The following is a 23,589-nucleotide window of genomic DNA, read 5'->3' on the forward strand; positions in this document are numbered from 1 at the left end:
CTAATTTTTTGAATTTGTTACCGATGAATTTTTAAATTTTTCCTCACCTTGTTACTTTTTTTGAATCGTTAGTTTTTGATGATATGAATCACCAAAAATTCACATAATAATCAAAGCATTTTTAATGAAAGAAGGAATTTAGATGCTTTTTAAAGACCGATTCGATGCAGGCCAACAACTTGCTAATCAACTTAAACGATTTGAGAACGATTATCCTCTCATCTTACTCGTTCCCCGTGGAGGCGTTGAAGTTGGGCTCGAGACTATTCGCCGTTATCAACTAGATTGGGATTTTATGATTCCGCGAAAAATCGGTGCCCCTCATAATAAAGAAATTGCCATCGGTGCCGTCACGATGGATGGAAATTATTTATTATATGAAGAATATATTAATCAAATCGACGTTTCTTCTGACTATATTCAAGAACAAATTCAACAAGAAATGATGGAAATTAAACGTCGACTCCAGAAGTATCGAGGAAGTGAAACATTCCCACCTGTGATGAATCAAACGGTCATCTTAATTGATGATGGGATTGCCACAGGCTTCACCCTACTTGCTGCCATTAAATCTATTCATGCTCACGCACCTAAAAAACTTATTCTGGCTGTCCCTGTTGCCCCAACTGAAACGATTGAAGCATTCCGACAATTTGTAGATGACATCATCTGTCTCCATTCCATTGATCGCTTCACTTCAGTTGGCGCTTACTATGAATCGTTTCCCCAAGTCACAGAAGAACAAATGAAGTCTTACATCGATTTACTCAACAAACAGCAGGTGATCATGTAAAAAAACGCCCATCAATGGGCGTTTTCTAATGGATAACAACTGTGGTACCGTCTAAAATATTATCATAAATCCATTTCGCATTCTCCGGAACTAATCGAATACACCCATGACTCAGTGCCTCACCTAACCGATCATCGATAATTCGTGTGCCACTTGGATCATATAAAATTGAATGATAATAATAACCATCTTTAATTCGGGTCGCATATTTTACTTGATAACGGTCGGTTCCAAAAGAAGGTTTACGACCACTAATATGGAACGTTCCTGTAATCGTTGGTGTCACCGGTGCCCCAATCGTAGATGGCCAGCGATATAATTCTTTCCAAGTTCCTTTATTATCTTCAAAGACATACGTTTGTTTGGCTTTTAAATCTGTGGTTAACAGAAATGGCGTTGGACTTTTAATTTTATTATCATTGACATATTTCGTCATATCAGTGTAGAATACGGCTAATTTATCTGGGTCTGACTTCGCCCCATCATCACTTAAATACCCGCTATAAATAAATCCAAGCTTTCCATCATAAAAACCTTGGCTCCAAAGTCCATCTTGATCGACGACTTCAACCTCTTGATGCTTTTTAATCACTTTCATGGACTGAGAGTTTTTCGATGGTTTGGCTCTTAAATGAACATTACTTGTGGTGACCTTCGTCACTGAGACATAATCTTTATAAACATAACCGATTTGGTCATCGTATAACACCTTAAGCCATTCATCATCTGAGTCAATGAGCTCAAAACGAGAATAGGCTGGAATCACCTTAATAATCATAGCCGATTTAGAGGGCTCTTTTCGCAAATTAAGATTCGTGATGGTATATTTATTAATCGGCGCTCTCATGTCTTCACTCAAAACTTACTCACACCTTTCACTCTATCTTTTGCTATCGTATGACATATCTTTAAAATAAGTGATTAAATGACAAAAAGAAGCGGGAATATTCCGCTCCTTCCTCTTATTTTACTAATGACTGTCCAAGATGGTAGCAGGCATCTAATGCTTCTTCATCAGGATAATCATTACAAATCACGCTTTGACAAACTAGATTTGCTGAAGCTTCTGAACAAGTAGACTCCCACTCTTCCATCCACTGACCATCACCCCAGCCATATGAACCAAATAATGCAATATTCTTATGCGCAAGCTCAGGTAAACAAGCTTCAAACATTGGTTCAAACTCACTATCTTCTAACTGTTCCACGCCCATGGACGGACATCCAAATGCAATAGCGTCATACGTAGCAACTAAGCTCTTCTCAAACTCAGCAGCTGTAAATAAATCTACCTCGGCTCCTTTACGCTTTGCACCTTCTACTACTTGGTTTGCCATCGCTTCCGTATTTCCTGTTCCGCTCCAAAACACAACTGCAACTTTACTCATCATTCCACTCTCCTTTAATTATATTAATCAGCAACAATTAATTGCTGAATCGAAACACCACTTCCAAATCGTTGCTTATAGATATGCTTACACTTTTTAAACTTTGTAAAGAGCTTAATACTCTCCACTACATCCCCATACACTTTCCAATATCCTGTGTGCTTACTATTTTTCCCTTGATGCCTTATAAATCCAACGACATCTTCTACAGGATAGCCAAGAAATAATCCTATTTCATGAGGAAATGTTTCTTGATAACAAAGACGTTCCTTTAATAATTCTAGGCATGGTCTTAGCACCACACTGGAATAACCAACTTTTAATAAGAGTTGTTGACTCTCTAATCTTGATAAATCCATTTCTAACTGTTGATGACGATACACATAAATCAAAGCTGAGGTTTGACGCAGTCGTAAAACTTCACAATAAAGACCTTTATCATTTAACATTTGATTCGCCATCAACACCTTTTGATCCAACTCTTCACGAGTTGAAAAAGATAAATTAAATAAACTCGCTGTCTTTAGCCCCGCTAACGTGGGTGCACAATGTTCAACTAAATACTTCTGCATCTTTATCCCTCCACTTTATTTTAGTTAGCTTATGCTAACCTAATCTTAAAAATAAAAGACACTTCTCAATCTTTATTTAAAAAATATCTTTTTCAACGAGTTAGCACAAGCTAACTAATCTTTAAAAATAAAAAGTAGTTATCAATATCCTCACACCAAGTTAGCAATAACTAACTCGATACTTAAACTATAGCATGTTTATCAATGATTGAAAAGCCTCAACGATGAAGTTCTAAATATAATCAAAAAAACCTCTATTTAAAAATAAAGGTTTTCTATGAATATAAAACAGCATGATCAATTAATTGTAAATTATATTGACGAATTAATTGACCTAGCATTTCAGCATAAATTTTATCCCCATTTTCATCTTTAGCGGTACTATATCCCGCTTCTTCTAATGCTTTTGCCTGTGTTCTATAAGTCTTAGCTTCAAAAACACCACTTTTAGTATAACGAGGATTGGCTACTAAAAATTGACCATGATCAATGATGGATGCATTAAGCGATGGATAACTTCTAAACTCATCGATAATATACTCATCAAAACCTTCTTTCGTTTCAAAACTCATGACTTCACCTGACCAATTCGTTCCCGTTTTAATTCCAAATAAATTATTCGCTTGATTCGCTAAGTCTGACTGTCCCCAATTAGATTCTAATATCGCTTGTGCAATCGTAATCGAAGGTAAAATTCCATATAACTGATAGTTTTCAATCGCCCCTGCTTTAACCGACTCAATAAATCTCATCTCAAAAGATTGAGGATCTGTTTTAGAAGGAATATAACCATAATCTTTTAATTGATTCAAGTTATCATAGGCCCTCTTTTGTTCTTTCTCGTTTAAATCTAATTGATTGAGAACCTCATCAAAGGACAAGACTTGATGATTCCTAATAAAAAGTGAAGCTTGTTGCTGTAACTCTTCCTCTGAAATTTGACTTAAATCTTTTTTCGGATCCATTGCAATTATCGCCACGATTTCTTGCCAATTAAGTTGAAAGTTATCGCCTCCAAGCTCGTCGACCTCATTGACGATATAAGGTAAATCTAGTAGCTCTTTCGCTAAAGGAGGCCGAACAAACATCTTTAGTTTCCACGTCAAACCCATACTTATCAGAAGGAGTAAAATAAGGACTCCGATTAGATATTGTTTCCTCATAATCTCTGCCTCCTTACTCTTGCTGTCAATATCATCAATATTTCAGTATCATGATTCGACACCAACTCTACTAATTATCCATTTTCACTTATCTATCATATCGAAAAATAATCAATATTTAATAATAAAAGAGTAGAAAAACTGTAAAATCATCAACCTTCCTTCATACAAACCGACGATACAATTAATAAAAATTTTTATAATTTACAACAATGACTACTTCTTATCTATTAATCTATTATTTTATCACACAAACGTTGTAGCGATATTCCTTCTCCATATTGCTTAAGGTAGTATTGTTTACAATCTGCATACTTTTGAAATAAATTTTTCATCTCCTCAACATTTGCATAAACCTTCCAGTATCCTTTGTAAACATAGTCCTTCCCCTGGTGTTCAATAAATCCTATCACATCTTCGTATGGATAACCAAGGAAAAATCCAATTTCATGTGGAAATTCTTCACTTAACATCAAACGTTTTTTTAAAAAGTTTAAACATTCTTTAAGATTAATGGATGGATATCCTATTGGCTTTAAAAACTCTTTTACTTTCAAATTTCTTAATTCACTTTCCAATGCTTCTTTTTCATATACATAGATTAAAGCTCTTTTCTTTCCGATTTTAAGTAACGTAGCGTAAATACCAGCTTGATTCATCTGTTCATTGACTAACCTTAACTCTTCTATGAGACTCTCCATAGTTGTCAGTGGATAGCTAAATAAATTGGCGATTTTTATATGAGCGAGTGTTGGCGCACAATAGTTAATGATAAATTCAATCATCGATACTCCCTCTTTCTTTCATTCTAAAATCAACCATCATGGCACTCACTTGGTTCTCTCGAATTATCGCTTTTGATAGATTGAAGTAACTCAGGCATGAATCTAAAATAGCAGCATCTGTACTCACGACATATTCTTTATTGACAAGTAGCACATCTGCATTCGGAACTAATTCCACTTCAACAGAAAGAGGAATGGCTTTCATCATCGATAAAATACTGGATTTTAACCGTTTAGAGTTTGAAACAGGTGCATCTAAATAGAAAATGACATGCGAAACTTCATATCGCTTTAAAAATTGTCCCAGTAGTTGAAGAGCCTGTTCAGTTTCTTCAATCATTCGATAACTGCCTCGAAGTCCTGCTAAGTCACGAATATTCCCATCATTCCCAAATACTAAGGTGCCACCACTTAATGCCACTTCAAGTGTAATAATTAAGTTGAACCCATCAATATAGAGTGTCTTTCCTTTCATCTGCTCTAGTGGTAACTCTTTTTCCATACGTTTTAAACAACATGTGCTTGCACAAATAACACGCTTTAATGCTTCACGTTGGCGGTTTGAAAATAAAAAGCGATTACTAACAAAAGTAACACTTCCTTCTAGTTTATAACCTCGATTGATGAGCCAAGTAATATCATGATTTGCCTGTTTTAACTTCTCCAATTCTACTTGGGAAAACCAGCGTTCGTCTTGGCTATCGTACCCACGTCGTACCATTTTTACACCTCATTTTGAAAAAAAGCAGACGAAATCCTCCCCGTCTGCTTTTATATCTTAATAAAACTAGTATGACAAATTGATGGATTTGCTATGCAATAAACTAGCATTTCCGTCCATTTACCAACGTATTAATCATATCAAAAAAAGATCGGCGAATTTGCCGACCTTACTTTTCATCTTTTAAATCGTTTAGTTATACGCTTTTTGAACCTTTAGTTTTTTCCCTTTAATGGTCTTCGTTTTTAACCCATCAATGACACTCCAACCTTTACCATTTAAAATATCAATATAAGTAACATTTTCCTGAATATCAATAATTCCGATATCTTCTTTTTCAATGCCTTCAATTGATAAAATGGTTCCTACAAAGTCGATGGCACGAAGTTTCTTTTTCTTCCCACCATTTAAATAAATCTTCATGATTTCACGATTCACATCCGCGCGTTTTTCCATTCTCATCTTCGGTTTTGCTTTTAACTTGGCTTCAAATGCAGCTCTTGATTTTTCAACTTCAGTCGCCACTGGACGCTCAGCAACCGGTAGCTCAAATCCAATATAGTTTTGAATTTCTTCTAACCATTTCGTTTCAAATGGTGTGACAAATGTAATAGCTTTTCCTTTTTCTCCCGCACGACCTGCACGACCGATGCGATGAACAAAGGCATCTTTTTCTTCTGGCAAATCAAAGTTAAAGACATGAGTCATTCCACTGACATCAATTCCACGAGCAGCTACATCGGTTGCCACTAAATATGCAAAACGTCCCATTTTAAATTGACGCATAATATCGAGACGATCTTTTTGTTCAAGCCCTCCATGAAGACGATTCACCGGATAACCTTTCGCTTTTAATCCTTGATATAAAGCATCGACCGCTTCTCGTGTTGAGCAGAAAATAATGCAACGTTCTGGATTTTGTACGGTTAATAAGTCTTGAAGTAAACGAACTTTTTCTTGCATACGAACTGGATATAATTCATGTTCAACTAATTCCGTTGTCACATGCTCAGATTCAATTTTAATTTCAATCGGTTGCGTTAAATAGTTTTGTGCTAATTCTTTAATACGATTAGGCATCGTTGCTGAAAATAGCATCATTTGACGAGTACTTGGTGTCATTTTAATAATCATTTCCACTGTCTCAATGAACCCCATTTTTAACATTTCATCTGCTTCATCTAACACAACACACTTAATTTTTTGTAAGTTTAATGTTCCACGTTCGATATGGTCTAATACTCGACCTGGTGTTCCAACGACGATATGTGTTTTTTGTTTTAATTCGCGGGCTTGATCTTTAAAAGGAGCTTTTCCGTAAACAGCTGCCACCTTAAGTCGTTTGAAACGACCAATGTGCATAATTTCTTCTTGTACTTGAACGGCTAATTCACGAGTTGGTGTTAAAATCAAGACTTGTGGCTTATTTTCTTCCCACTCAATCTGCTCACACAGTGGAATCCCAAAAGCTGCCGTTTTCCCGCTTCCCGTTTTTGATTGAACTAAGACATCTTTTTGGTTTAAGATAGCTGGGATTACTTTGGCCTGAACTTCAGTTGCCTCGTCATAACCAAGCCCAGCTAATGATTTTAAAATCTCAGGACTAAGTTGTAATTCATTAAATGTTGTCATCTTTATACCTCTTTTAATTATTACTATCTTTTATTATATCACTTATTTGTCTTTTTGACGCCATTACTTAATTTTTATCAGATAGATTGTAATATTGTATGTGACCCATAAAAAAACTCATAAAGAAGTTACCACACCAAATTCTGAACATTATCGGATTAAAATAATGAAATTTGAGCATCAGCTACCTTCGTCTTCTCACTTAGAAAATTCAAATCTCTTTTTATTCATATACTGAATCTGCACAGTTAGTTGGCGAAATTTTTCTGCGAGTGATTGATTTTTAGTGAATAAAGCTTTATTTCGTTCTATTAATTGTTGTTCAAGTTCTGTCATCCAAGTCGCCTACTTTGAAAAGGGTTTATCATTACAACTAGTATAAGTAATCATAAAAAAATAGAAATAAGAGATTTTATCGAAAAAACCGCTTATTTCTATTAGTATAAGCAACCTGTTTTACATCTTGATTTTGTGGTCATTGTAAATTTTCATTTTCGATTCTAATATATATAAGTCCAGATAAGTTTTTCATATCGGTAAACTTTTAAGCCCTACTAATGGAGGAAACATGCTTCGCATGGTAGGTGACCCATACCCTAGCAAAGGAGGAGTAGATTTCTTTCAGAAATCGCTAGGTGACCCCTGGACGATAGTCTGTCTTAGTATTAAAGCAATCGATTAACTAAGACTGATGTAGAATGATGAAATACATTTCTGTTTCTATATATAACAACATAAATCCGTCACGATCCTAGTATAAAGCTTTGTCTCAATCTTTTTTCTCCCACAAAATAAGAAGATAGTCTGATTAAATAAATCTAAATCATATTTATCAGTGAGGACATTAGTTAAACCCTCATTCCCACAACGCATATCGTTGTGGCGACAAACAATGGATCACCGACCATTTACGAAGTAAATGCCTCCCCCCATTAGTAGGGCTTAAAGATATTTTGAATCGTAGTAAAATTAATAAGCATACTTAAACAGCTCCATTAAAACTTCATCTAAAATATACTCTTATTTCCCCATTGTAAAACGTGACTTCAGTATCCTTAATTTTAAAGTAACAGGCAGGCATATCCTTACCGGTCGTAGATGCTGACTAAGACTTTAAATTAGGGTCACTCAATGTGACTGGAACTATAATATGATTTTCTTTCATAAAAAATTGACCTCCTTATCTTTGATAGCTACAGTATAGCTCAAAGTTAGAGGTCAAAATAGACATATTTATATGACGTACTTCCGATTGAGGAAAAGCGTTTGCTTGTTATTCCAAAGTAGAAGCTGATTTAAAAGTTACTGTTTATTTCGCAGATGCCTATTCGTCTTGGCAAAGAGGAAGTAATGAAGAGATTAATGAGGCAGAGTGCCTCATTAATCATCGACTACAAAAATGTTTAGGGTGGAAAACTGCATAGGTCACCTCCCCACGAAGTGGTATCCCTCTCTGGTAGGAGTCGAGCTATTTCATGAGAAAGTGTCACAGTTGTATTAACAATTCGTTAGTCTAAAAAAATTAATCTTTAATTATTTCACTAAATCATATTTTACAAGATTTAGCGTTATCTCTTCATCGCTAAAAAATGAAATTCCCTCAGCATTTAAATCAGTAAAGATTAACATAGTCATTGCTTTATCACCATCATTAATAAATGTCTCAATACTTTGTTTATCTAAAATGAGTCTGAGTTTTAACAAACCATCTTTTAATGGTACTATTGCACTTTTTTCATTCAAAACAGCTCTTCTACAACCCGAAAATTTTCTATCCATTGTTAATAAGGATTTTTTCACATCGTATTTAATTGCAGTATAGCATACTTCATCTTGTGCGAGTTTAATTGAAAATTCATCACAGTTGATACTTGGTTTAACGATAACTTCTAAATCAATTCTTCGTCCTTTAACAGCCTCAAATGTTTTATTACCTTTGAATGTAACTTCTTGATATTCAACCTTATTTTTTCGGTAATTTTCAATTTCTTTAACTGGGTTTTGAATTAATCGATTATTTATAACGTGTAGTTCTCTTGGTATACTCATTTGTCCAAACCATTCTCTACCTGGATTTTGTAAACCATTTGTGTCCCAATTTGCCATCCATCCTACCATAATCCGTCTTTGACTCTCAGTAAGAACAGATTGTGGAGCGTAGAAATCTAACCCATAATCAATTGCATGATTAATTTCTTCTTTAAAGATATTGTTCTCATTATCAAAATCACCGATTAAGCAAGCCGTTACATTCCCACCTCCATATTCATATCCTTGTGGTAAAACATCTTGTGGGCTAATTAATAATACACCTTTTTCATTCAACTCAAAGAAATCAGGACACTCCCACATTTTCCCTAGCCTATTTCCATTATAAGATAAAATATCTTCATATTTCCAATCAATTGCGTTTTTACTACTAAATAGAACAACTTGTCCACTACCATCTGCTGGTCTATTTCCTACTACGCATAAATAGCTACCATCTTCTTTTCTCCATATCTTAGGATCTCTAAAATCTACTTTACTACATCCTTCAGGTAGCATATCTGCTGTGATAACTGGATTATTTGGATGTTTTTTGTAATTAACACCATCTCCAATGGCAATACATTGTGTTTGAATATCGGTTTCCTCACCATTTGGAAGTTTTACTTTTTTCACACCTGTATACATAAGTAGGTGCTTACCATCATCTAACGTTACAGCACTTCCAGAAAAACATCCAAATTGATCATACTCTTGATCAGGTGCTAACGCCGTAGGCAGATACTCCCAATTAATCAAATCTTTACTTTTAGCATGTCCCCAATGCATCGGTCCCCATGAAGCACTATATGGGTGATATTGATAGAACATATGGTATTCATTATTATAAACACTAAATCCATTAGGGTCATTCATCCACCCAACTCGTGATGCTAAATGAAAGTCAGGTTTTTGTAGCTTAATTGCACCCTCATGATTCATCTCATACTCTCTAGCTTTATTTAAAATTATATTCATATTTGATATCCTCATTTCCCAGACATATTGAGATACGTTATTATCCTAATTATTCATAAGCTGCATCTAAATATTTTTGATGAATTTCTAAATATTCTTGTAGTCCATAAGCGTCTAAATCTTTCAGGTACTGACTCCACTCTTCATCAGTAACACCATTTTTAATCCAATCAGCTTTTTTAGTATTCATTAATTTTTCCAAATCAGTTTGAAGATTTGCTAAGCGTTTAGTATCTTCTTGATCCATAAAAACTACAGGATATACATATTCATGATTCATATCTGGTGTAAAGTACTCTTCAATCCACTCTAAACGATATTGTGCATCAGCTGGTGTAGTAACATAAACACCATAATACTCATCAAGAATAGCCAATGGGCCACCAACAGACTCAGCTTCACGAACTTCAACAGGTGATGCATCACCTAGAGGCGCATGTTGTAACATTTCTTCACCATCTGCATTTTTCCCTAATTCAAAGATATCAAACTCATCATCTTCACCATAAGTTCCCCAATTGTTTTGTGGAGATTGAAATGGATCATACATTTGATCTAAATATGCACATACTAATGCTGGATTTCCAGCTGCAGCTGTCACTACTGCACGCCCAACATCTACACCACTAGTAAATGAACCATTTTGAGCTGTTAAATTTGTCACATCAGCAGTTAGAACTGGTAATGGAACCCAATCATTAAGATTATCAATGTTTGCAATATCCCAACTAAAAGCAACTCCATAACGTCCTGATTTCCCTTTTGAGACATATGTAGACCAGTCTTGAGTAAACGCTTCTGCATCAATTAAACCTTGCTCATATAAAGAATGTAGCCATTGAATACCTTCTTTGTACCCCTCTTGTACAGTAGTACTAATGACTTCTAGATTATCTGTTACTGCAATATGTCTACTTTTATCTGGATCGCCGTATCCTTCCCCAAATCCATTAATTAATATTGAAGGATCTTGATCACCATCATTAATAATACAAGACATTGGAATAATATCTCCATCTATATTAAATTCTTTTTGTAAAGCTTCCGCATTATCTCTAAAGGCAATTAATATCTCTTCAAATTCCTCTACCGTTTCAGGTATTTCTAAATTTAAGAAATCAAGCCATTTTTGATTAATAAAACTCATATTTCCAACTGTTTGAATAGCTTTTTTCCCGCTACCTAATTGCTCAATCCAAGGTAGTGACCAAATATGTCCTTCTGAATCAGTAATCATAGTTCTATATTCTGGATATTTATTTAATATATTACTCAAGTTCGGCATATACGCTTCAATATAATCTTCTAATGGAAGAATAACTCCTTGTTGTGCGTATCTTGATAAATCACTTGTAGAAAATCCTGCATTCATTACAAAATCAGGTAATGTATTAACATCTGACATTGCTAATGTGATTTTATCTCCCCATTGATCTGATTGAATGGCTGTCCACTCCACCTCTACATTAGTAGCCTCCTGTAACCTTTTAAAAATTGTGCGGTTATTTGGATTAGATTCCGTATTAGCTGGAAACGTTGTCATTCCTTTGATAGTCGTCGTTTCTTGTAAAGGAAATTGCAGAGTTGCTACATCAACCTCTTGAAAATCCGTTTGACTTCTTAACTCTACTTTATTCCCACTACAACCGACTAAGGCTATAGATGACGCTAAAAAAAGACTAATTCCCTGCATAACTGTTCTACATTTCATTTTTTCCCCTCCATAAATTTTGTATTTTATATTACCCTTTAATCGATCCTAACATGATTTCTCCATCAAAATATTTTTGGAAAAATGGATACATCACAATTAAGGGTAAACTCGAAATAATAATTGTAGAATATTTTAATAACTCCGCTAGCTGAGCTCTTTCAGCCGTACTTTGTATATCTGAAATCATTCCAGACTCAGGTTGATTTTGAATTAATATCGAGCGCAATACAAGTTGTAATGGTTGCTTAGATGCATCATTTAAATAAATCATTGCATCAAAATAACTATTCCACATTCCAACAAATTGCCACAATGATAATACTGCAATAATTGGAAAACAAACTGGTAATAAGATTTTAAAGAAATAGACTAATTCATTAGCACCATCTACTTCTGCAGCTTCTCTTAACTCACTTGGAATACCTTTATAATACGTTCTAGCAATAATCATATTCCATACGCTAAAAGCCCCTGGCAAAATTATGGCCCAAATTGAATCTAATAATCCTAGATCACTTATTAATAAATATGTTGGAATTAATCCTCCCCCGAAAAACATTGTAATCATAAATATTAGATTAAAAATCTTTCTACCTTTAAAATCTTCTCTTGACATAGGATAAGCCGCTAGCAACGTTACTATAACCGAAATGACAGTAAATAACACTGAGTAAATAATAGCATTTTTAAATCCTGTCCAAATTGATGCATTATCAATTACCCTTTCATATGCTGTTAAGGTCCATTTACTGAAATCAAAAGTAATTCCTTGATTTTGTAAAGTTACTGGATCAACAAATGATGCAAAGATAATATATAATACAGGTACTATAATAGCTAATAAAAATAACCCCAATACCAAAAACGATAGCAGTAAAAATAACTTATCACTAACACATAGCTTATGAAATTTTTTTATCCTCTCCATACTATTCACCTACAATCCTTTTCCGTCATTCATTTTAGCAATAATTTTATTCACTAAAACTAATAAAATAATATTAATTACTGTATTAAATAATCCTACTGCTGTTGAGAATCCATAATCACCCTGTAGCAATCCGATTTTATAAACATATGTAGATATTATTTCAGAAGCTTGTAAGTTTAAATCTGTTTGCAGCGCATATGCTTTTTCAAAGCCGATACTCATAACATTTCCTGCTGCTAAGATAAATTGAATCACAACGATATCTTTAATCGCTGGCCATTCAACAGCCTTAATTTGTTGAAAAATATTAGCTCCATCGATAATCGCCGCTTCCTTCAACTCTTTACTTGCATTCGAAAGTGCAGCCGTGTACATAATCGAAGCCCATCCAGCAGTTTGCCAAATACCTGAGGCAATATAAATTGTACGAAATGCTGAGGGCATAGTCATAAAGTCTATATCTGTATTAAAGAATAAATTAAGCGGCCCATTTACTGATAATAATATTCGTATAATACCGCACAATACGATAACAGATATGAAATTAGGTAAATATAATACCAATTGAACTTTTTGTCTTATTTTAGAACTACTAATCCGATTTAATAGGAAAGCTAAGATAATAGGTACTGGGAACCCCCATAGTAGGCCATATATACTCAACTTTAAGGTATTAACTAGATATAAAATGAAATCTGGAGATTTCATAAATCTTATGAAGTGTTCAAAACCAACAAATTCACTTCCCAATATCCCCTTTATCGGATTATAATCTTGAAATGCAATTAATACCCCTCCCATTGGTAAATATTTAAATACCAATGTTAATAATAAAGCTGGTAAAAGAAATATCACATATAACTGCCAGTGGGATTTTATATATAATATTGTTTCTTTTGATCTACCACGCTTTTTCAGTTGTCTACCACGCTTTTTCACTTGGTTATTTCCCAAAACATGTGCGCTATTTTCCATGACTCTTCTCCTTTCTAAAATTAATTCACTCCACAATACTTTTACAAATGTAACAATACAACCGTTTACATTAGTATTTATATCAGTGTTTTTACACATTGTCAATAAATATTGTTATTTTTAACCAAAAAATATCCCAAATCTTACATCTACAACACCATTAATTGCACAAATTATCTTTTGTCGTTTGCACAATTTTTGTTACATTATAAAGCGCAAACATTGTGCAATTGACTATTTTTTATTCGTATATTATAATAATTATATATTTCTATATTTTTCCGATACCCAATCATTCACTAAACCTAAATATATAAGTCCTGATAAGTTTTCATAACTGAGAAAATTTTAGCATGACAATAGTTGATCTTTCTGTCAAAAATATTGATAGGATAAACCTGATTCTGAGATTATGAAATATATTTCACTACTTATATAAATATAAAAAATCATTCTGATAAAAATATCAATATTAGAATGATAAAAATAAGGAGGATATATGTCAAATAGAGTAACAATTCAAGATATTGCTGATGCTTTAGGTATTTCTAGAAATACTGTTTCTAAAGCACTTAATAATACTGGAGTTATAGCAGAAGCAACTAGGGAAAAAGTTATGCAAAAAGCTATAGAAATGGGATATAAACAATTTTCAATCGCAGAATTTTCAAACTTTAATAATTTCAACGATCTAGTTTCTAATTCTATAAAACAAAGTGAAATCATTTTATTAACATCCACCTTCTTAAATAATTCACACTTTGCATCATTAATGCTTGATAAATTTCAACGTGAATTATCACAATTAAATTATACGCTTACAATCATCAGAGTTTTACCTGAAGAATTAAGCTCATTAAAACTTCCCTCTTCTTTTAACAAACATACTTGTGCTGGGATTATTTGTTTTGAAATGTTTGATAAAGATTATAATCATATGATTAGTAATTTAAATATCCCTATCTTATTCGTAGATTCACATGTTCTAACATCAAATCCTATTAATTCCGATTTCCTGTATATGGAAAACACATCAGGAATTCAACAACTTATTTCAGAAATGGTTCATCGTGGCAAAAGAAAAATAGGTTTCATTGGAGAAATTAATCACTGTCAATCTTTCTATGAACGCTACCTAGCATTTCGTAATGGTCTATTGTTTCATAATATAGAGTATTATGATAAATTCTGTTTTACAAATCATAATGTAGATAAATCGCTTCAAACACAAAGTTCATATTTGGAATACTTGCACAATTGCCTTGATAATTTAGATGAGTTACCTGATTTATTTATATGTGCAAATGATTTTATTGCATTAGATGTTATTAGCGTTTTAAAAATTAAAGGCTATAAGGTTCCCGATGATGTTCTTTTATGTGGATTTGATAATTCTCCTGAATCAAGGATTATATCTCCTCCACTAACAACTATTCATATCCACAGTCAAATAATGGGGGTTTGTGCTGCTGAACTATTATTTTCAAGAATTAAAGAACCTACTTTAAATTACCGTAAGATGTATACCGAAACAACACTCATACTTAGAGAATCAACAAATCACTAATGAGATTAAAAAGGAGAGATTTTTCATGGGTAATCTATTCGAGTATAACAGTCCTGTTTCAAAAGCACTCACAAACATCTGCTACAGTGCTTATTTAAATATTTTATGGTTTATATTTTCAATTCCTATCTTTACTATCGGAGCCTCAACGACAGCTTTATATAGTGTCTCACTAAAAATTGTTCGTAATGAAGAAGGTAATCTTACTAAAGATTTCATTAAATCTTTTAAACAAAATTTTAAACAAAGTACTTCTGTTTGGATAATTTTAACACTTTTAGGTACCCTTCTTTTAATTGATGGTTACATTTTATATCATAAAGGTCTAGATAATATTTTTTGGACCATCCTATTAGCCTCGTATTTCGTAGCTTGTGTAGCTTATCTTCTCATTAGCCTTTATATTTATCCATTAATTTCTAAATTTGAAAATAAAACACTCTATGTATTTAAAAATGCTTTAATAATTGGACTTCGTTTTTTAATGTGTAGCGCTGTTATCACTTTCATTCATTTTATCATTTTTTATACAATTATATTTATTTTCACACCACTTATTATCTTTGGCATGGGAATCACAGCATTAATTAGTTCTTATTTAATGTCTAATATTATACTTCAATGTGAACAGAAAACTAAAAGGCTTGACGAACAAAAACTAGTCTAGAAAATAAAGGAGAAATATATAAATGAGTGTGGAATTTAATAAATTAAGATATTTTTATGACTATTATAAATTTCATGTTTTAGCTATTATCCTACTACTATACTTCGTCATTAATATAACTCACGGCCTCCTATTTAGAAAAGATATCATTCTTAATATCGGTTTAGTTAATGTTAATTTAAGTGATCAAGCATCACTTGTTATAAGTGATAATTTTATTACTACTCTTACTATTGATGATGCTAAAGTACAACTTTACGATAATCTTTATATTAAAAATAATCCAACTCAAGAAGAATACGAAATCACCTATGCCTCACATTTAAAACTTCTAGCAACAATCAATGCTCAACAGTTAGACATAGTCATAATGGATGATTCTTCTCTAAATTATTTTAGTGAAAATGATTTCCTATATTCTCTGGATGAATTAAGTTCTAATAGTTCTCTACAAAACCACTTATTAACTATTGACGACACTTCCTCTGTTATCGAGATAACGAATAGCCCTTTAATGTCCAAATTTAATTTTAATGGGAATCTATATTTAGGAATAATTAAAAATTGTTCAAATAAAGATACTGTATTAACTTTTTTAAATTATTTATATCCTTAAATTTCTAACACTCTTTTTTTCAATCAGTATTTATCACTTGATACGAATTAAGAAGCGTAATAATAAGGTAATCTGGAACCTATGTCAAGGACATTTCAAAAAAACATGAGTTAAGCTACATTTAAAAGATGATTTCTGTACCCCACAGGAGTCATCTTTTTTAAATTCCATTGATAACGTGCTATATTATGATACATCTTATATCGTTTGACTTCGTATTTTACCTCATCTAATGTTTGGCATTCTTTAATAGGGATTCATCTTTGAAGTAATCAAAGAAAGATTCTTGTGGTGCATTATCCCAACAGTTTCCTTTTCGAGACATGGATTGACCTAATCCCTTTTTCTTTAATAGAGCTTGGAAGGTTGGGCTGGTATCATGGCTCCTTGATCAGAGTGGATAAACGCTTCTGGATGAAGTGGGATTCGTTTATTCCTAAATAGTTTTTCAATGGTTTCAGTCCCCAATGGCATCCCTAAACTATCCGAAACATGATAAGATAAAATTTTAATGGTAGAGGCATCTAAAATAATCGATAGATAGGCTACTTTTCCAGTTCCATAATATAAATAAGTAATATCAGTGAGTAAGACTTTACCTGGTGTTTCTTCTCTAAATTCTCGATTTAAAAACGCGATGTTCTTCTGTTGCTTTTAGTTGTTTTAAATAGGGTTTCCTTCGACGATGGGGACAGATAATTCTCTATCTTTTCATGATGCGTCTAATTCGTTTAAGGCTATAAACAATCCCCATTTCACCTTCTAATGTCATTTTAATTTGAAGAGATCCTTTTTTGTATCCACGATGATTAAAAATATTCAAAATAAGATCCCTAACCATTAAATCCACTTCTTCACATTTTAGTCGATTCTATTTTGCATCACCACTAAAATAGCGATAATAGCCTGAGCGTGAGACGTTTAAGGTATCACAAAAATAGCCGATGACACCTTTTAAGTTAAAGTGTTCAATGACTTGTGTAATTAACTCATATTTCTGTGAAGGAGTGAGGGATTTAACTACTTTAGTCTCCCCCTCTCCATCAAATATACCTTTTTTAATAATTCATTCTCTGCTTCTAATAATTTAATTTTAGCTTCAAGCTTAGCTGTCTGCTCTTGAGCGGTTAACTCTCTATTTAAACGACGTGCCGAATTCATCGGAAGCGTATCTTTTAATCCAAATAATCCAGGTTTTTCATAAGCCAATTTCCAACTAAAAACAGCAGATCCAATCCGTTTCATGCCGATCATCTCAACATTAAATCCTGCTTGTTAAAAAAACATACGAGGAGTTTTTCCTTCATCTAGTTGTACAACTAATAAACGTTTAAATTCATCATGACAAATAATTGCTTTTTCTGATACCTTTTTAACATAAGGGTTTTTATTTAAAATGTTGATTTCTTTATCTGTAAACTTCTTTTGACTCATTCTCTTCACCATACTTCTCTCAAGTTATCTTTTTTTCTATTATAAAATAAAAGGTAACTATTCAGCCTAGTACAAGAGGGTAAGCTAAAAAGAGGTACCCATTTCATGAAGTCCCCCTCTTGTATTTTATGAAAATTGAATCGTATTTCCTCTTAAAATGGTTTCAATACTTTCAATGATCGTTAATCCTTGCTTTTGATAAGTTGAAATGAATCCTCTGATTCGTGCGAAACAATGAGCCCCTTTTTCTGTTCGAAAACAGCCTGATATTTTTTGTTTCGTTTTAGTCATTCGGACATCACGCTCAGCTAAATTATTATCAAATGGAACTTCAACTTGATATAGAAATTCTAGCACCTCTTCTTGTCGTTTCGATAAACGATTGAGTAATCGAACTGGATCTGTATTTTTTTCATGAGCTTTTAAAGGATTCGCCAGATAGCCTTCTTCAATGATTGTTTGATATCGCTGCCCAAATTCTTGAACCTTATCTCGTGGTAAAGGATATTCAGTCTCTTCTGAATAAGTTTTAGCTTCAAGCAATAATTCCGTCATGTCCTTTGCCCACTGTTGGTTCTCAAACTCGATGATTCCTTTGAATTCTCTTAAATGATGAACGTTACATAAAGCATGAGTGCAATCATCATATTTAAAATACGGTGTCCAATGATCATGGATGACGGTTCCTTTGAAAGTTTAAGGAGGATAAATCGAAGACTTGACGCTTCATCGTTTTTTCAGGCTTAACATCTTCCAAACGGCATCCACACCCTTGGCAAGTTTGTTGATGATGTGTCACAACATGATTCGGATTTTCTACCATTTTTAAGGTTGAACCTTTATGCCCGACTTGACCACCCGTTTTTTTGTTTGAAGGTTGACGTAAACTTTTTGTCTTTTTGAAACCATCGGTTGAGGGAGGTCATTACCCTACTAGTGGTAGAAACATTTATCGACGATAAATGGCAGGGAACCCACTACTGTTTTTACTTGTTTTATTTGATTGTTTTTCAAGTTTTTTAAGGCGAGCATCTAAATCTGAAACAGTCTGAGATAACTCAGAGATTTGAGTGGAAAGTCCTTGAACTAAACTAATAACGGATTGAATCCCCTCCTGATAAACTTTGATGATTTCAGATTCTGACATGAGATGACACCTTCTTCTAAAGTTGGAATAGTAAGGATATTATAACTCAAATTTTACAAGTAGGTAAGTAGGTCAATAGAACTACATATCATTAACAAAACCACCAAGAAACGGATGTTGTTTACTTGGTGGCTGAATAGTTACAATAAAAGAACCTATAAGCTCACACTTTTTCAAGTATCTATCTTATAGGTTCTTTTTTAAGGAGCTGTTGCTTCTTTTTATTATTTTTCAGTATTTAATTTCTCACCTATTATTACTTATATCATCTTTTTTCTTTAATATTTACCATTTACTAAAAATTCATTGATTCGTTCACTTACTCGAAGTCGTTCTTCATATACCCAGTCTAAATCAAAGGGAATGTCGAAATTTTTACAGAAAGAGTAATACAGATTTACTTTCTGATAATACGTTTCAAGTGTTCGTAAACTTTCTTCTTTTTGATAAGGTTTTGGAAGTTCATCCTGATCTTGAATAAAATAATTCTCAATATAGGCAAGTAAGGTTGCGATAATCTCCTCATTATGAACATCGATTGGTAGTTTCATAATACTCCATTGATCGTGTTCACTTAACTGGTATTTTCTAATTTTATCTAAAATTAAAATATAGTCTCTGATATCCATTTTACGATACCATTCGAGTTCTATAGTGGTTGTACTCCAAAGAGCTAGTTTCTCTTTTAATGGTAATCCTTCAATTTCTAAAATAGCTTCACTTGGCCCCATAACCACCTCTTCAATAAGAGGATCTTCCATCTCGATTTTCTCTTTTAAAAATGAGTAGCCTTTTCCATAAGCACACACGTAACCTACCTCATAAAGTCCTTTTCGTCCAGCACGTCCTGCAATCTGTTTTACTTCTTGAGAAGTCAACCAACGCTCCTCTTCTCCATCAAATTTCTGAAGGTTCATAAAAATAATACGTCGAATAGGTAAGTTCACCCCCATTCCAATAGCATCAGTTGACACTAAGATTATATTTTCATGATCAATAAACTCATGATACTGCATTTTACGAACTTCCGGTGGTAAATCACCATAAATGACACTCGCTTTAATTCCACTTTCACGATAGAACTTTGCTAACTCTAATACTTTTCGTTTAGAAAATAGAATAAAGGCATCTCCAACTTGCGCATCACTTAACTTAAAGGGCTCTTTAACAATCTCAAGTGGAACTTGACGTATGTACTCAATAATTTCATAGTCATCCCCGCAATCCTTTAAAATTTCCACTAGTACCTCTTTTGAATTGAGTGCACCACACAAATGAATTTCAGGACATCTTAAACCAAGTAAAGCCCGTGTCCATGCTGCCCCGCGTTGAGAATCACCAATCATTTGGATTTCATCTATCACAGCAACTTCATACGTCTCATTAAGGTTTAGTTTTTCGATGGTCGAACTTTGATGATTCGCACCTTCAATGAGTACTTCTTCTTCACCTGTTAATAAATCACATGAAATACCTTCTTCATTCAAACGCTCAAAAATCTCTAACGCTAAAATTCTTAAGGGCGCTAAATAAATTCCATTTGTACTTTGTTTTAATCGTTGAATGGCTTGATATGTTTTTCCAGTATTTGTTTGGCCTAAATGGAGGTAGACTTTTCGCTTAAGTGCTCTTGCTTCTGGATACTCATCTTTAGGATTATGCGGAAAATGTGTTTGAAAGGCTTCAGCCATTAGTGTTGGGATGTGACTACTTACTAAAGCCGTTAAAATACCTGATGATAAATATTCAGTTTCATATTCTTGAGCAATTTCATCGAACTTAAATTGTGTTTGGTTCTTTTCATTATAATCTTCGAGTAATCGACGTGAGATTTCATCTAAGAGTTCATGATAGTCTATCACTAAATTTTCATAGCCTTTAATGGAGTGACCATCTATCTGACGCAATTGCTTTAACTTTTTTCTAACAGACGCTTCATGGGTCCAAAGGTTACCAATTTTCGTATGCTTAACAACTTGACGTATACCAATTAACTGCTCTTTTAGTTGCTTAAACTCTCGATTATCTTTACGATTTTTTTTCACTTTTATCACCTACTCATAGGATGAACCATTTTATAAAAATCATCGCTCAAAAAGAGTCGTTTTTCAACATAAAAAATCAAACGATGCATCGACGTTTCGATACCATCATAAAATCTAATTTTCTTTCCTAATAACGCCAAACAATGTTTAGAGTATATTCATTAAAGACTGAAAAAACTTGTGGTCTTTAACGTTTATAAAATTTCAACCCTATACTTAAACATAGCATTATTTTAAAAATAATAGATAACATGAGATCACTTATATGGAAAAAAATGAGAGTTATTTAGATTGCTCTCATCTTTTTACATTGATATCCACTAGTACGAGTTCTATTTTCATCCATAGAATGAAACGCTATTCATAGGAAGTCACCCATTTTGTACTAGAAGTTAATCTTTCTAATCGCAAGGCTAGTGTACTAGCAATGATACACTTCAGCGTATCGCCAATCACAAAAGGAAGAACCGCAGCATTTAATGTCGCAATCAATCCCATATGGGTAACCACACTCATCCAAACAGCACCTATGAAATAAATAATTGGCATCCCAATAAAGACTGTCACTTGTAAATAACGTTTAAAGTTAACGGCTACTTTTTGCCTCATAAGACTTATGACAGGAGCAGCTATTAAAAAGGCTAAGAGGAAGCCTCCACTTGGACTTACAATATAAGCTAATCCTGAACCGCCTCCTGCGAAAACTGGAAATCCAAGCAACCCCATCAAAAGATATAACATTACAGTTATAAATACTTGTTGTGGCGTGAGTAGTAACGAACTTACATTAATCATAATTGTTTGTGCGGTAACCATCGTTGGTGTAAATGGTAATGGAAATGATAAATACGACGATACACTCAGTAAGGCTATACAAATTGCCATTTTCGTTAAATCCTTTGTTTTCATGACTATCCCTCACTTTTTGATTCGTAAATCACCTAATAATCAGCGTTTTGTTTCACTTATAAACAAAATAGTTAAAGAACTTTCTAATTTTTCAATTATTAAATTTATCTCCATCGAATTGAAACTTCACCTGAATTCAAGGTCATCTGCTCTCCACTTTTCAATCGAACTTTTAGTCCTCCTTGACCATCAATATCTTCTGCTAAAGCTTCATACCTCTGTTGATTTTGTATGAATGTGATCCACTTCCCTAATACATTAGATCTTGATTTATACTCATCAAGTAAGAACGGATGACTGAAATCCTCACAAAGTGGAAAAATTTCATTTAACAAATGAGCACATATTTGATTGCGAGTGACTACCTCTGGATTCAAAGAGCCTGCAATCGCTTGTAGCTCAACTGGAAAGTGTTTAGTATGAACATTCAAACCAATCCCTAAAATCAGATATTCTACATTCCCACTTTCAAAATCTGTCACTGCTTCTGTTAAAATCCCACAAATTTTCTGTTGATTTAAATAAATATCATTGACCCATTTAATTTGTGGTTTTTGATTCGTTAACCTTTCAATCACTTGGCAGATGGCCACCGCAACTGAAGTCGTGACGTGAATCGATTGACTAAGATGTAAATTGGGACGTAAAATCATACTCATATAAATGCCTGTTCCTTTAGGAGAATAAAAAGTTCTTCCTAAACGTCCACGTCCAGCTGTTTGCTCTTCGGCTAATATCACAGTCCCATGAGGTGCTCCATTCATCGCTTGTTTCTTTGCTTCCGTATTCGTTGAATCAATCTGTTGATGCACCTCTATAGGTACGTTGTGATAATCCGATGATAAATAACATCGAATTCCTTCAGCTGATAATAAATCACACGTCGTATCTAATCGATATCCTTTATTTGAAATAGCATCAATCTCATATCCATCCTCTTTTAATGCCTTTATAGACTTCCAGACAGCTGTTCGACTAAAGGAGAGGCGATTCGCAATCTCTTGTCCAGATAAATATTGTTCACGATTTTCCTCTAATAATTTCAATATCTCTTGTTTTAATCCCATGATATTTCACCTTCCAATAGTTTACATCTTAACACCCAATATTTTTATTGTCAACTACTTCGAAAATCAAAGTTAACGTTTGATATAAAAAAACAAGTAGAAATTCTACCTGTTTGACATTTTTTCATTCAACATCTATTCATTTTATAGCGTGCTATAGATGAAGGATGAATAGGATGGATTGGATCATTAATGAATAACAAGAATTCAATGACTTTTCGCTTCCTGATATCCAGTCCATTTAACGATTCATCTCAAATGGACAGTTGATTTTCACGATAGAGACTCGAAAGGGGGCTTTTTCTAATCATTTATTTCTAAAGATTTTTACGTAAATTCTCCTTGATAGATGAACGAACTGATGAAACATAAGCCATTAGAGCTCGATGCTCCAGCTTAATAAGTTCATTTTAATAACAAAATTCGCCAAGAATGTTTTTATCATTCACGATAAAAA

At 33.4% G+C, this 23,589-nt stretch carries 22 protein-coding genes and 1 pseudogene; 4 read left to right on the top strand and 19 right to left on the bottom strand.

Annotation, left to right across the window (positions count from 1 at the left end; translation table 11 throughout):
* Positions 1-142 precede the first annotated feature (142 nt).
* Positions 143-793 (top strand): phosphoribosyltransferase, encoded by a 651-nt coding sequence (locus NEH75_RS11725; RefSeq protein ID WP_055305385.1) that lies wholly within the window; start codon positions 143-145, stop codon positions 791-793.
* Between the two features lie 25 nt (positions 794-818).
* Here NEH75_RS11725 and NEH75_RS11730 read toward each other — a convergent pair whose 3' ends face one another.
* From NEH75_RS11730 to NEH75_RS11785, 12 genes are all read right to left on the bottom strand, one after another.
* A complete protein-coding gene (locus NEH75_RS11730) occupies positions 819-1,652 on the bottom strand; it encodes an SH3 domain-containing protein (RefSeq protein WP_262948918.1) in 834 nt (277 codons plus the stop codon).
* Positions 1,653-1,755: 103 nt separating this feature from the next.
* Positions 1,756-2,181 (bottom strand): flavodoxin, encoded by a 426-nt coding sequence (locus NEH75_RS11735; RefSeq protein ID WP_055242192.1) that lies wholly within the window; start codon positions 2,179-2,181, stop codon positions 1,756-1,758.
* 23 nt (positions 2,182-2,204) lie between these two features.
* Positions 2,205-2,753 carry a DUF3793 family protein gene (locus NEH75_RS11740; RefSeq protein ID WP_055242190.1) on the bottom strand — a complete coding sequence of 183 codons (549 nt, stop codon included), beginning with the start codon at positions 2,751-2,753 and terminating at the stop codon, positions 2,205-2,207.
* A gap of 275 nt (positions 2,754-3,028) precedes the next feature.
* A complete protein-coding gene (locus NEH75_RS11745; RefSeq protein WP_212723797.1) occupies positions 3,029-3,916 on the bottom strand; it encodes a glycoside hydrolase family 73 protein in 888 nt (295 codons plus the stop codon).
* A 230-nt stretch (positions 3,917-4,146) separates the two neighbouring features.
* Positions 4,147-4,701 carry a DUF3793 family protein gene (locus tag NEH75_RS11750; protein WP_262948919.1) on the bottom strand — a complete coding sequence of 185 codons (555 nt, stop codon included), beginning with the start codon at positions 4,699-4,701 and terminating at the stop codon, positions 4,147-4,149.
* Positions 4,694-5,422 (bottom strand): DUF434 domain-containing protein, encoded by a 729-nt coding sequence (locus NEH75_RS11755; RefSeq protein ID WP_055242185.1) that lies wholly within the window; start codon positions 5,420-5,422, stop codon positions 4,694-4,696. Before NEH75_RS11755 ends, NEH75_RS11750 begins: the two co-directional genes overlap by 8 nt.
* 192 nt (positions 5,423-5,614) lie before the next feature.
* On the bottom strand, positions 5,615-7,054 hold the full coding sequence (locus NEH75_RS11760) for a DEAD/DEAH box helicase (protein WP_055242183.1): 1,440 nt from the start codon (positions 7,052-7,054) through the stop codon (positions 5,615-5,617).
* A 720-nt stretch (positions 7,055-7,774) separates the two neighbouring features.
* Complete coding sequence (tnpB, locus tag NEH75_RS13665; RefSeq protein WP_370456890.1) at positions 7,775-7,948, bottom strand: IS66 family insertion sequence element accessory protein TnpB; 174 nt, start codon at positions 7,946-7,948, stop codon at positions 7,775-7,777.
* A gap of 639 nt (positions 7,949-8,587) precedes the next feature.
* Positions 8,588-10,060: a glycoside hydrolase family 32 protein gene (locus tag NEH75_RS11770; RefSeq protein ID WP_055305905.1), complete on the bottom strand. Its 1,473-nt coding sequence runs from the start codon at positions 10,058-10,060 to the stop codon at positions 8,588-8,590.
* Positions 10,061-10,109: 49 nt separating this feature from the next.
* Positions 10,110-11,771: an extracellular solute-binding protein gene (locus NEH75_RS11775; RefSeq protein WP_055305904.1), complete on the bottom strand. Its 1,662-nt coding sequence runs from the start codon at positions 11,769-11,771 to the stop codon at positions 10,110-10,112.
* Positions 11,772-11,802: 31 nt separating this feature from the next.
* Positions 11,803-12,702, bottom strand: coding sequence for a carbohydrate ABC transporter permease (locus tag NEH75_RS11780; RefSeq protein ID WP_055305903.1), 900 nt, complete (start codon positions 12,700-12,702; stop codon positions 11,803-11,805).
* Between the two features lie 9 nt (positions 12,703-12,711).
* A complete protein-coding gene (locus NEH75_RS11785) occupies positions 12,712-13,680 on the bottom strand; it encodes an ABC transporter permease (protein ID WP_212725631.1) in 969 nt (322 codons plus the stop codon).
* 499 nt (positions 13,681-14,179) lie between these two features.
* Here NEH75_RS11785 and NEH75_RS11790 point away from each other — a divergent pair, with 499 nt between their 5' ends.
* Genes NEH75_RS11790 through NEH75_RS11800 form a run of 3 tightly spaced genes read left to right on the top strand, consistent with a single transcriptional unit; the run spans position 14,180 to position 16,530 of the window.
* Entirely contained in the window at positions 14,180-15,247 is a 1,068-nt protein-coding gene (locus NEH75_RS11790) for a LacI family DNA-binding transcriptional regulator (RefSeq protein WP_055305901.1), read from the top strand.
* A gap of 25 nt (positions 15,248-15,272) precedes the next feature.
* On the top strand, positions 15,273-15,914 hold the full coding sequence (locus NEH75_RS11795) for a YesL family protein (protein ID WP_055305900.1): 642 nt from the start codon (positions 15,273-15,275) through the stop codon (positions 15,912-15,914).
* Between the two features lie 22 nt (positions 15,915-15,936).
* The gene (locus NEH75_RS11800; RefSeq protein WP_055305899.1) at positions 15,937-16,530 is read left to right on the top strand and encodes a hypothetical protein; all 594 of its coding nucleotides are present in this window, start codon (positions 15,937-15,939) and stop codon (positions 16,528-16,530) included.
* A 110-nt stretch (positions 16,531-16,640) separates the two neighbouring features.
* On the opposite strand, the pseudogene NEH75_RS11805 reads toward NEH75_RS11800, so the two are convergent.
* The 7 genes and pseudogenes from NEH75_RS11805 to NEH75_RS11835 form a co-directional block, all read right to left on the bottom strand.
* Positions 16,641-17,964: pseudogene (locus NEH75_RS11805) on the bottom strand (IS3 family transposase).
* A gap of 126 nt (positions 17,965-18,090) precedes the next feature.
* Positions 18,091-18,642, bottom strand: a complete 552-nt coding sequence (locus NEH75_RS11810) for an IS66 family transposase (RefSeq protein ID WP_262948921.1) — start codon at positions 18,640-18,642, stop codon at positions 18,091-18,093.
* Positions 18,635-18,787 (bottom strand): hypothetical protein, encoded by a 153-nt coding sequence (locus tag NEH75_RS11815; protein WP_156344119.1) that lies wholly within the window; start codon positions 18,785-18,787, stop codon positions 18,635-18,637. The genes NEH75_RS11810 and NEH75_RS11815 overlap by 8 nt, the downstream gene beginning before the upstream one ends.
* 126 nt (positions 18,788-18,913) lie before the next feature.
* Entirely contained in the window at positions 18,914-19,111 is a 198-nt protein-coding gene (locus tag NEH75_RS11820) for a hypothetical protein (RefSeq protein WP_055305897.1), read from the bottom strand.
* 278 nt (positions 19,112-19,389) lie between these two features.
* Positions 19,390-21,156, bottom strand: coding sequence for a helicase-related protein (locus NEH75_RS11825; protein WP_262948920.1), 1,767 nt, complete (start codon positions 21,154-21,156; stop codon positions 19,390-19,392).
* 357 nt (positions 21,157-21,513) lie between these two features.
* Positions 21,514-22,065, bottom strand: coding sequence for a biotin transporter BioY (locus NEH75_RS11830; RefSeq protein WP_055242179.1), 552 nt, complete (start codon positions 22,063-22,065; stop codon positions 21,514-21,516).
* A 104-nt stretch (positions 22,066-22,169) separates the two neighbouring features.
* On the bottom strand, positions 22,170-23,132 hold the full coding sequence (locus tag NEH75_RS11835; RefSeq protein ID WP_055305895.1) for a biotin--[acetyl-CoA-carboxylase] ligase: 963 nt from the start codon (positions 23,130-23,132) through the stop codon (positions 22,170-22,172).
* Positions 23,133-23,589: the final 457 nt, after the last annotated feature.

The sequence above is a fragment of the Turicibacter sp. T129 genome (genome assembly GCF_025594975.1).
GTDB lineage: Bacteria > Bacillota_I > Bacilli_A > MOL361 > Turicibacteraceae > Turicibacter > Turicibacter bilis.

Bases quoted from the DNA above. Each gene is read 5' to 3' on its own strand.
- NEH75_RS11725 (WP_055305385.1), top strand. From the start codon at position 143: ATGCTTTTTAAAGACCGATTCGATGCAGGCCAACAACTTGCTAATCAA.
- NEH75_RS11735 (WP_055242192.1), bottom strand. From the start codon at position 2,181: ATGAGTAAAGTTGCAGTTGTGTTTTGGAGCGGAACAGGAAATACGGAA.
- NEH75_RS11740 (WP_055242190.1), bottom strand. From the start codon at position 2,753: ATGCAGAAGTATTTAGTTGAACATTGTGCACCCACGTTAGCGGGGCTA.
- NEH75_RS11745 (WP_212723797.1), bottom strand. From the start codon at position 3,916: ATGAGGAAACAATATCTAATCGGAGTCCTTATTTTACTCCTTCTGATA.
- NEH75_RS11750 (WP_262948919.1), bottom strand. From the start codon at position 4,701: ATGATTGAATTTATCATTAACTATTGTGCGCCAACACTCGCTCATATA.
- NEH75_RS11755 (WP_055242185.1), bottom strand. From the start codon at position 5,422: ATGGTACGACGTGGGTACGATAGCCAAGACGAACGCTGGTTTTCCCAA.
- NEH75_RS11760 (WP_055242183.1), bottom strand. From the start codon at position 7,054: ATGACAACATTTAATGAATTACAACTTAGTCCTGAGATTTTAAAATCA.
- NEH75_RS11770 (WP_055305905.1), bottom strand. From the start codon at position 10,060: ATGAATATAATTTTAAATAAAGCTAGAGAGTATGAGATGAATCATGAG.
- NEH75_RS11775 (WP_055305904.1), bottom strand. From the start codon at position 11,771: ATGAAATGTAGAACAGTTATGCAGGGAATTAGTCTTTTTTTAGCGTCA.
- NEH75_RS11780 (WP_055305903.1), bottom strand. From the start codon at position 12,702: ATGGAGAGGATAAAAAAATTTCATAAGCTATGTGTTAGTGATAAGTTA.
- NEH75_RS11785 (WP_212725631.1), bottom strand. From the start codon at position 13,680: ATGGAAAATAGCGCACATGTTTTGGGAAATAACCAAGTGAAAAAGCGT.
- NEH75_RS11790 (WP_055305901.1), top strand. From the start codon at position 14,180: ATGTCAAATAGAGTAACAATTCAAGATATTGCTGATGCTTTAGGTATT.
- NEH75_RS11795 (WP_055305900.1), top strand. From the start codon at position 15,273: ATGGGTAATCTATTCGAGTATAACAGTCCTGTTTCAAAAGCACTCACA.
- NEH75_RS11800 (WP_055305899.1), top strand. From the start codon at position 15,937: ATGAGTGTGGAATTTAATAAATTAAGATATTTTTATGACTATTATAAA.
- NEH75_RS11815 (WP_156344119.1), bottom strand. From the start codon at position 18,787: ATGGTAGAAAATCCGAATCATGTTGTGACACATCATCAACAAACTTGC.
- NEH75_RS11820 (WP_055305897.1), bottom strand. From the start codon at position 19,111: ATGTCAGAATCTGAAATCATCAAAGTTTATCAGGAGGGGATTCAATCC.
- NEH75_RS11830 (WP_055242179.1), bottom strand. From the start codon at position 22,065: ATGAAAACAAAGGATTTAACGAAAATGGCAATTTGTATAGCCTTACTG.
- NEH75_RS11835 (WP_055305895.1), bottom strand. From the start codon at position 23,132: ATGGGATTAAAACAAGAGATATTGAAATTATTAGAGGAAAATCGTGAA.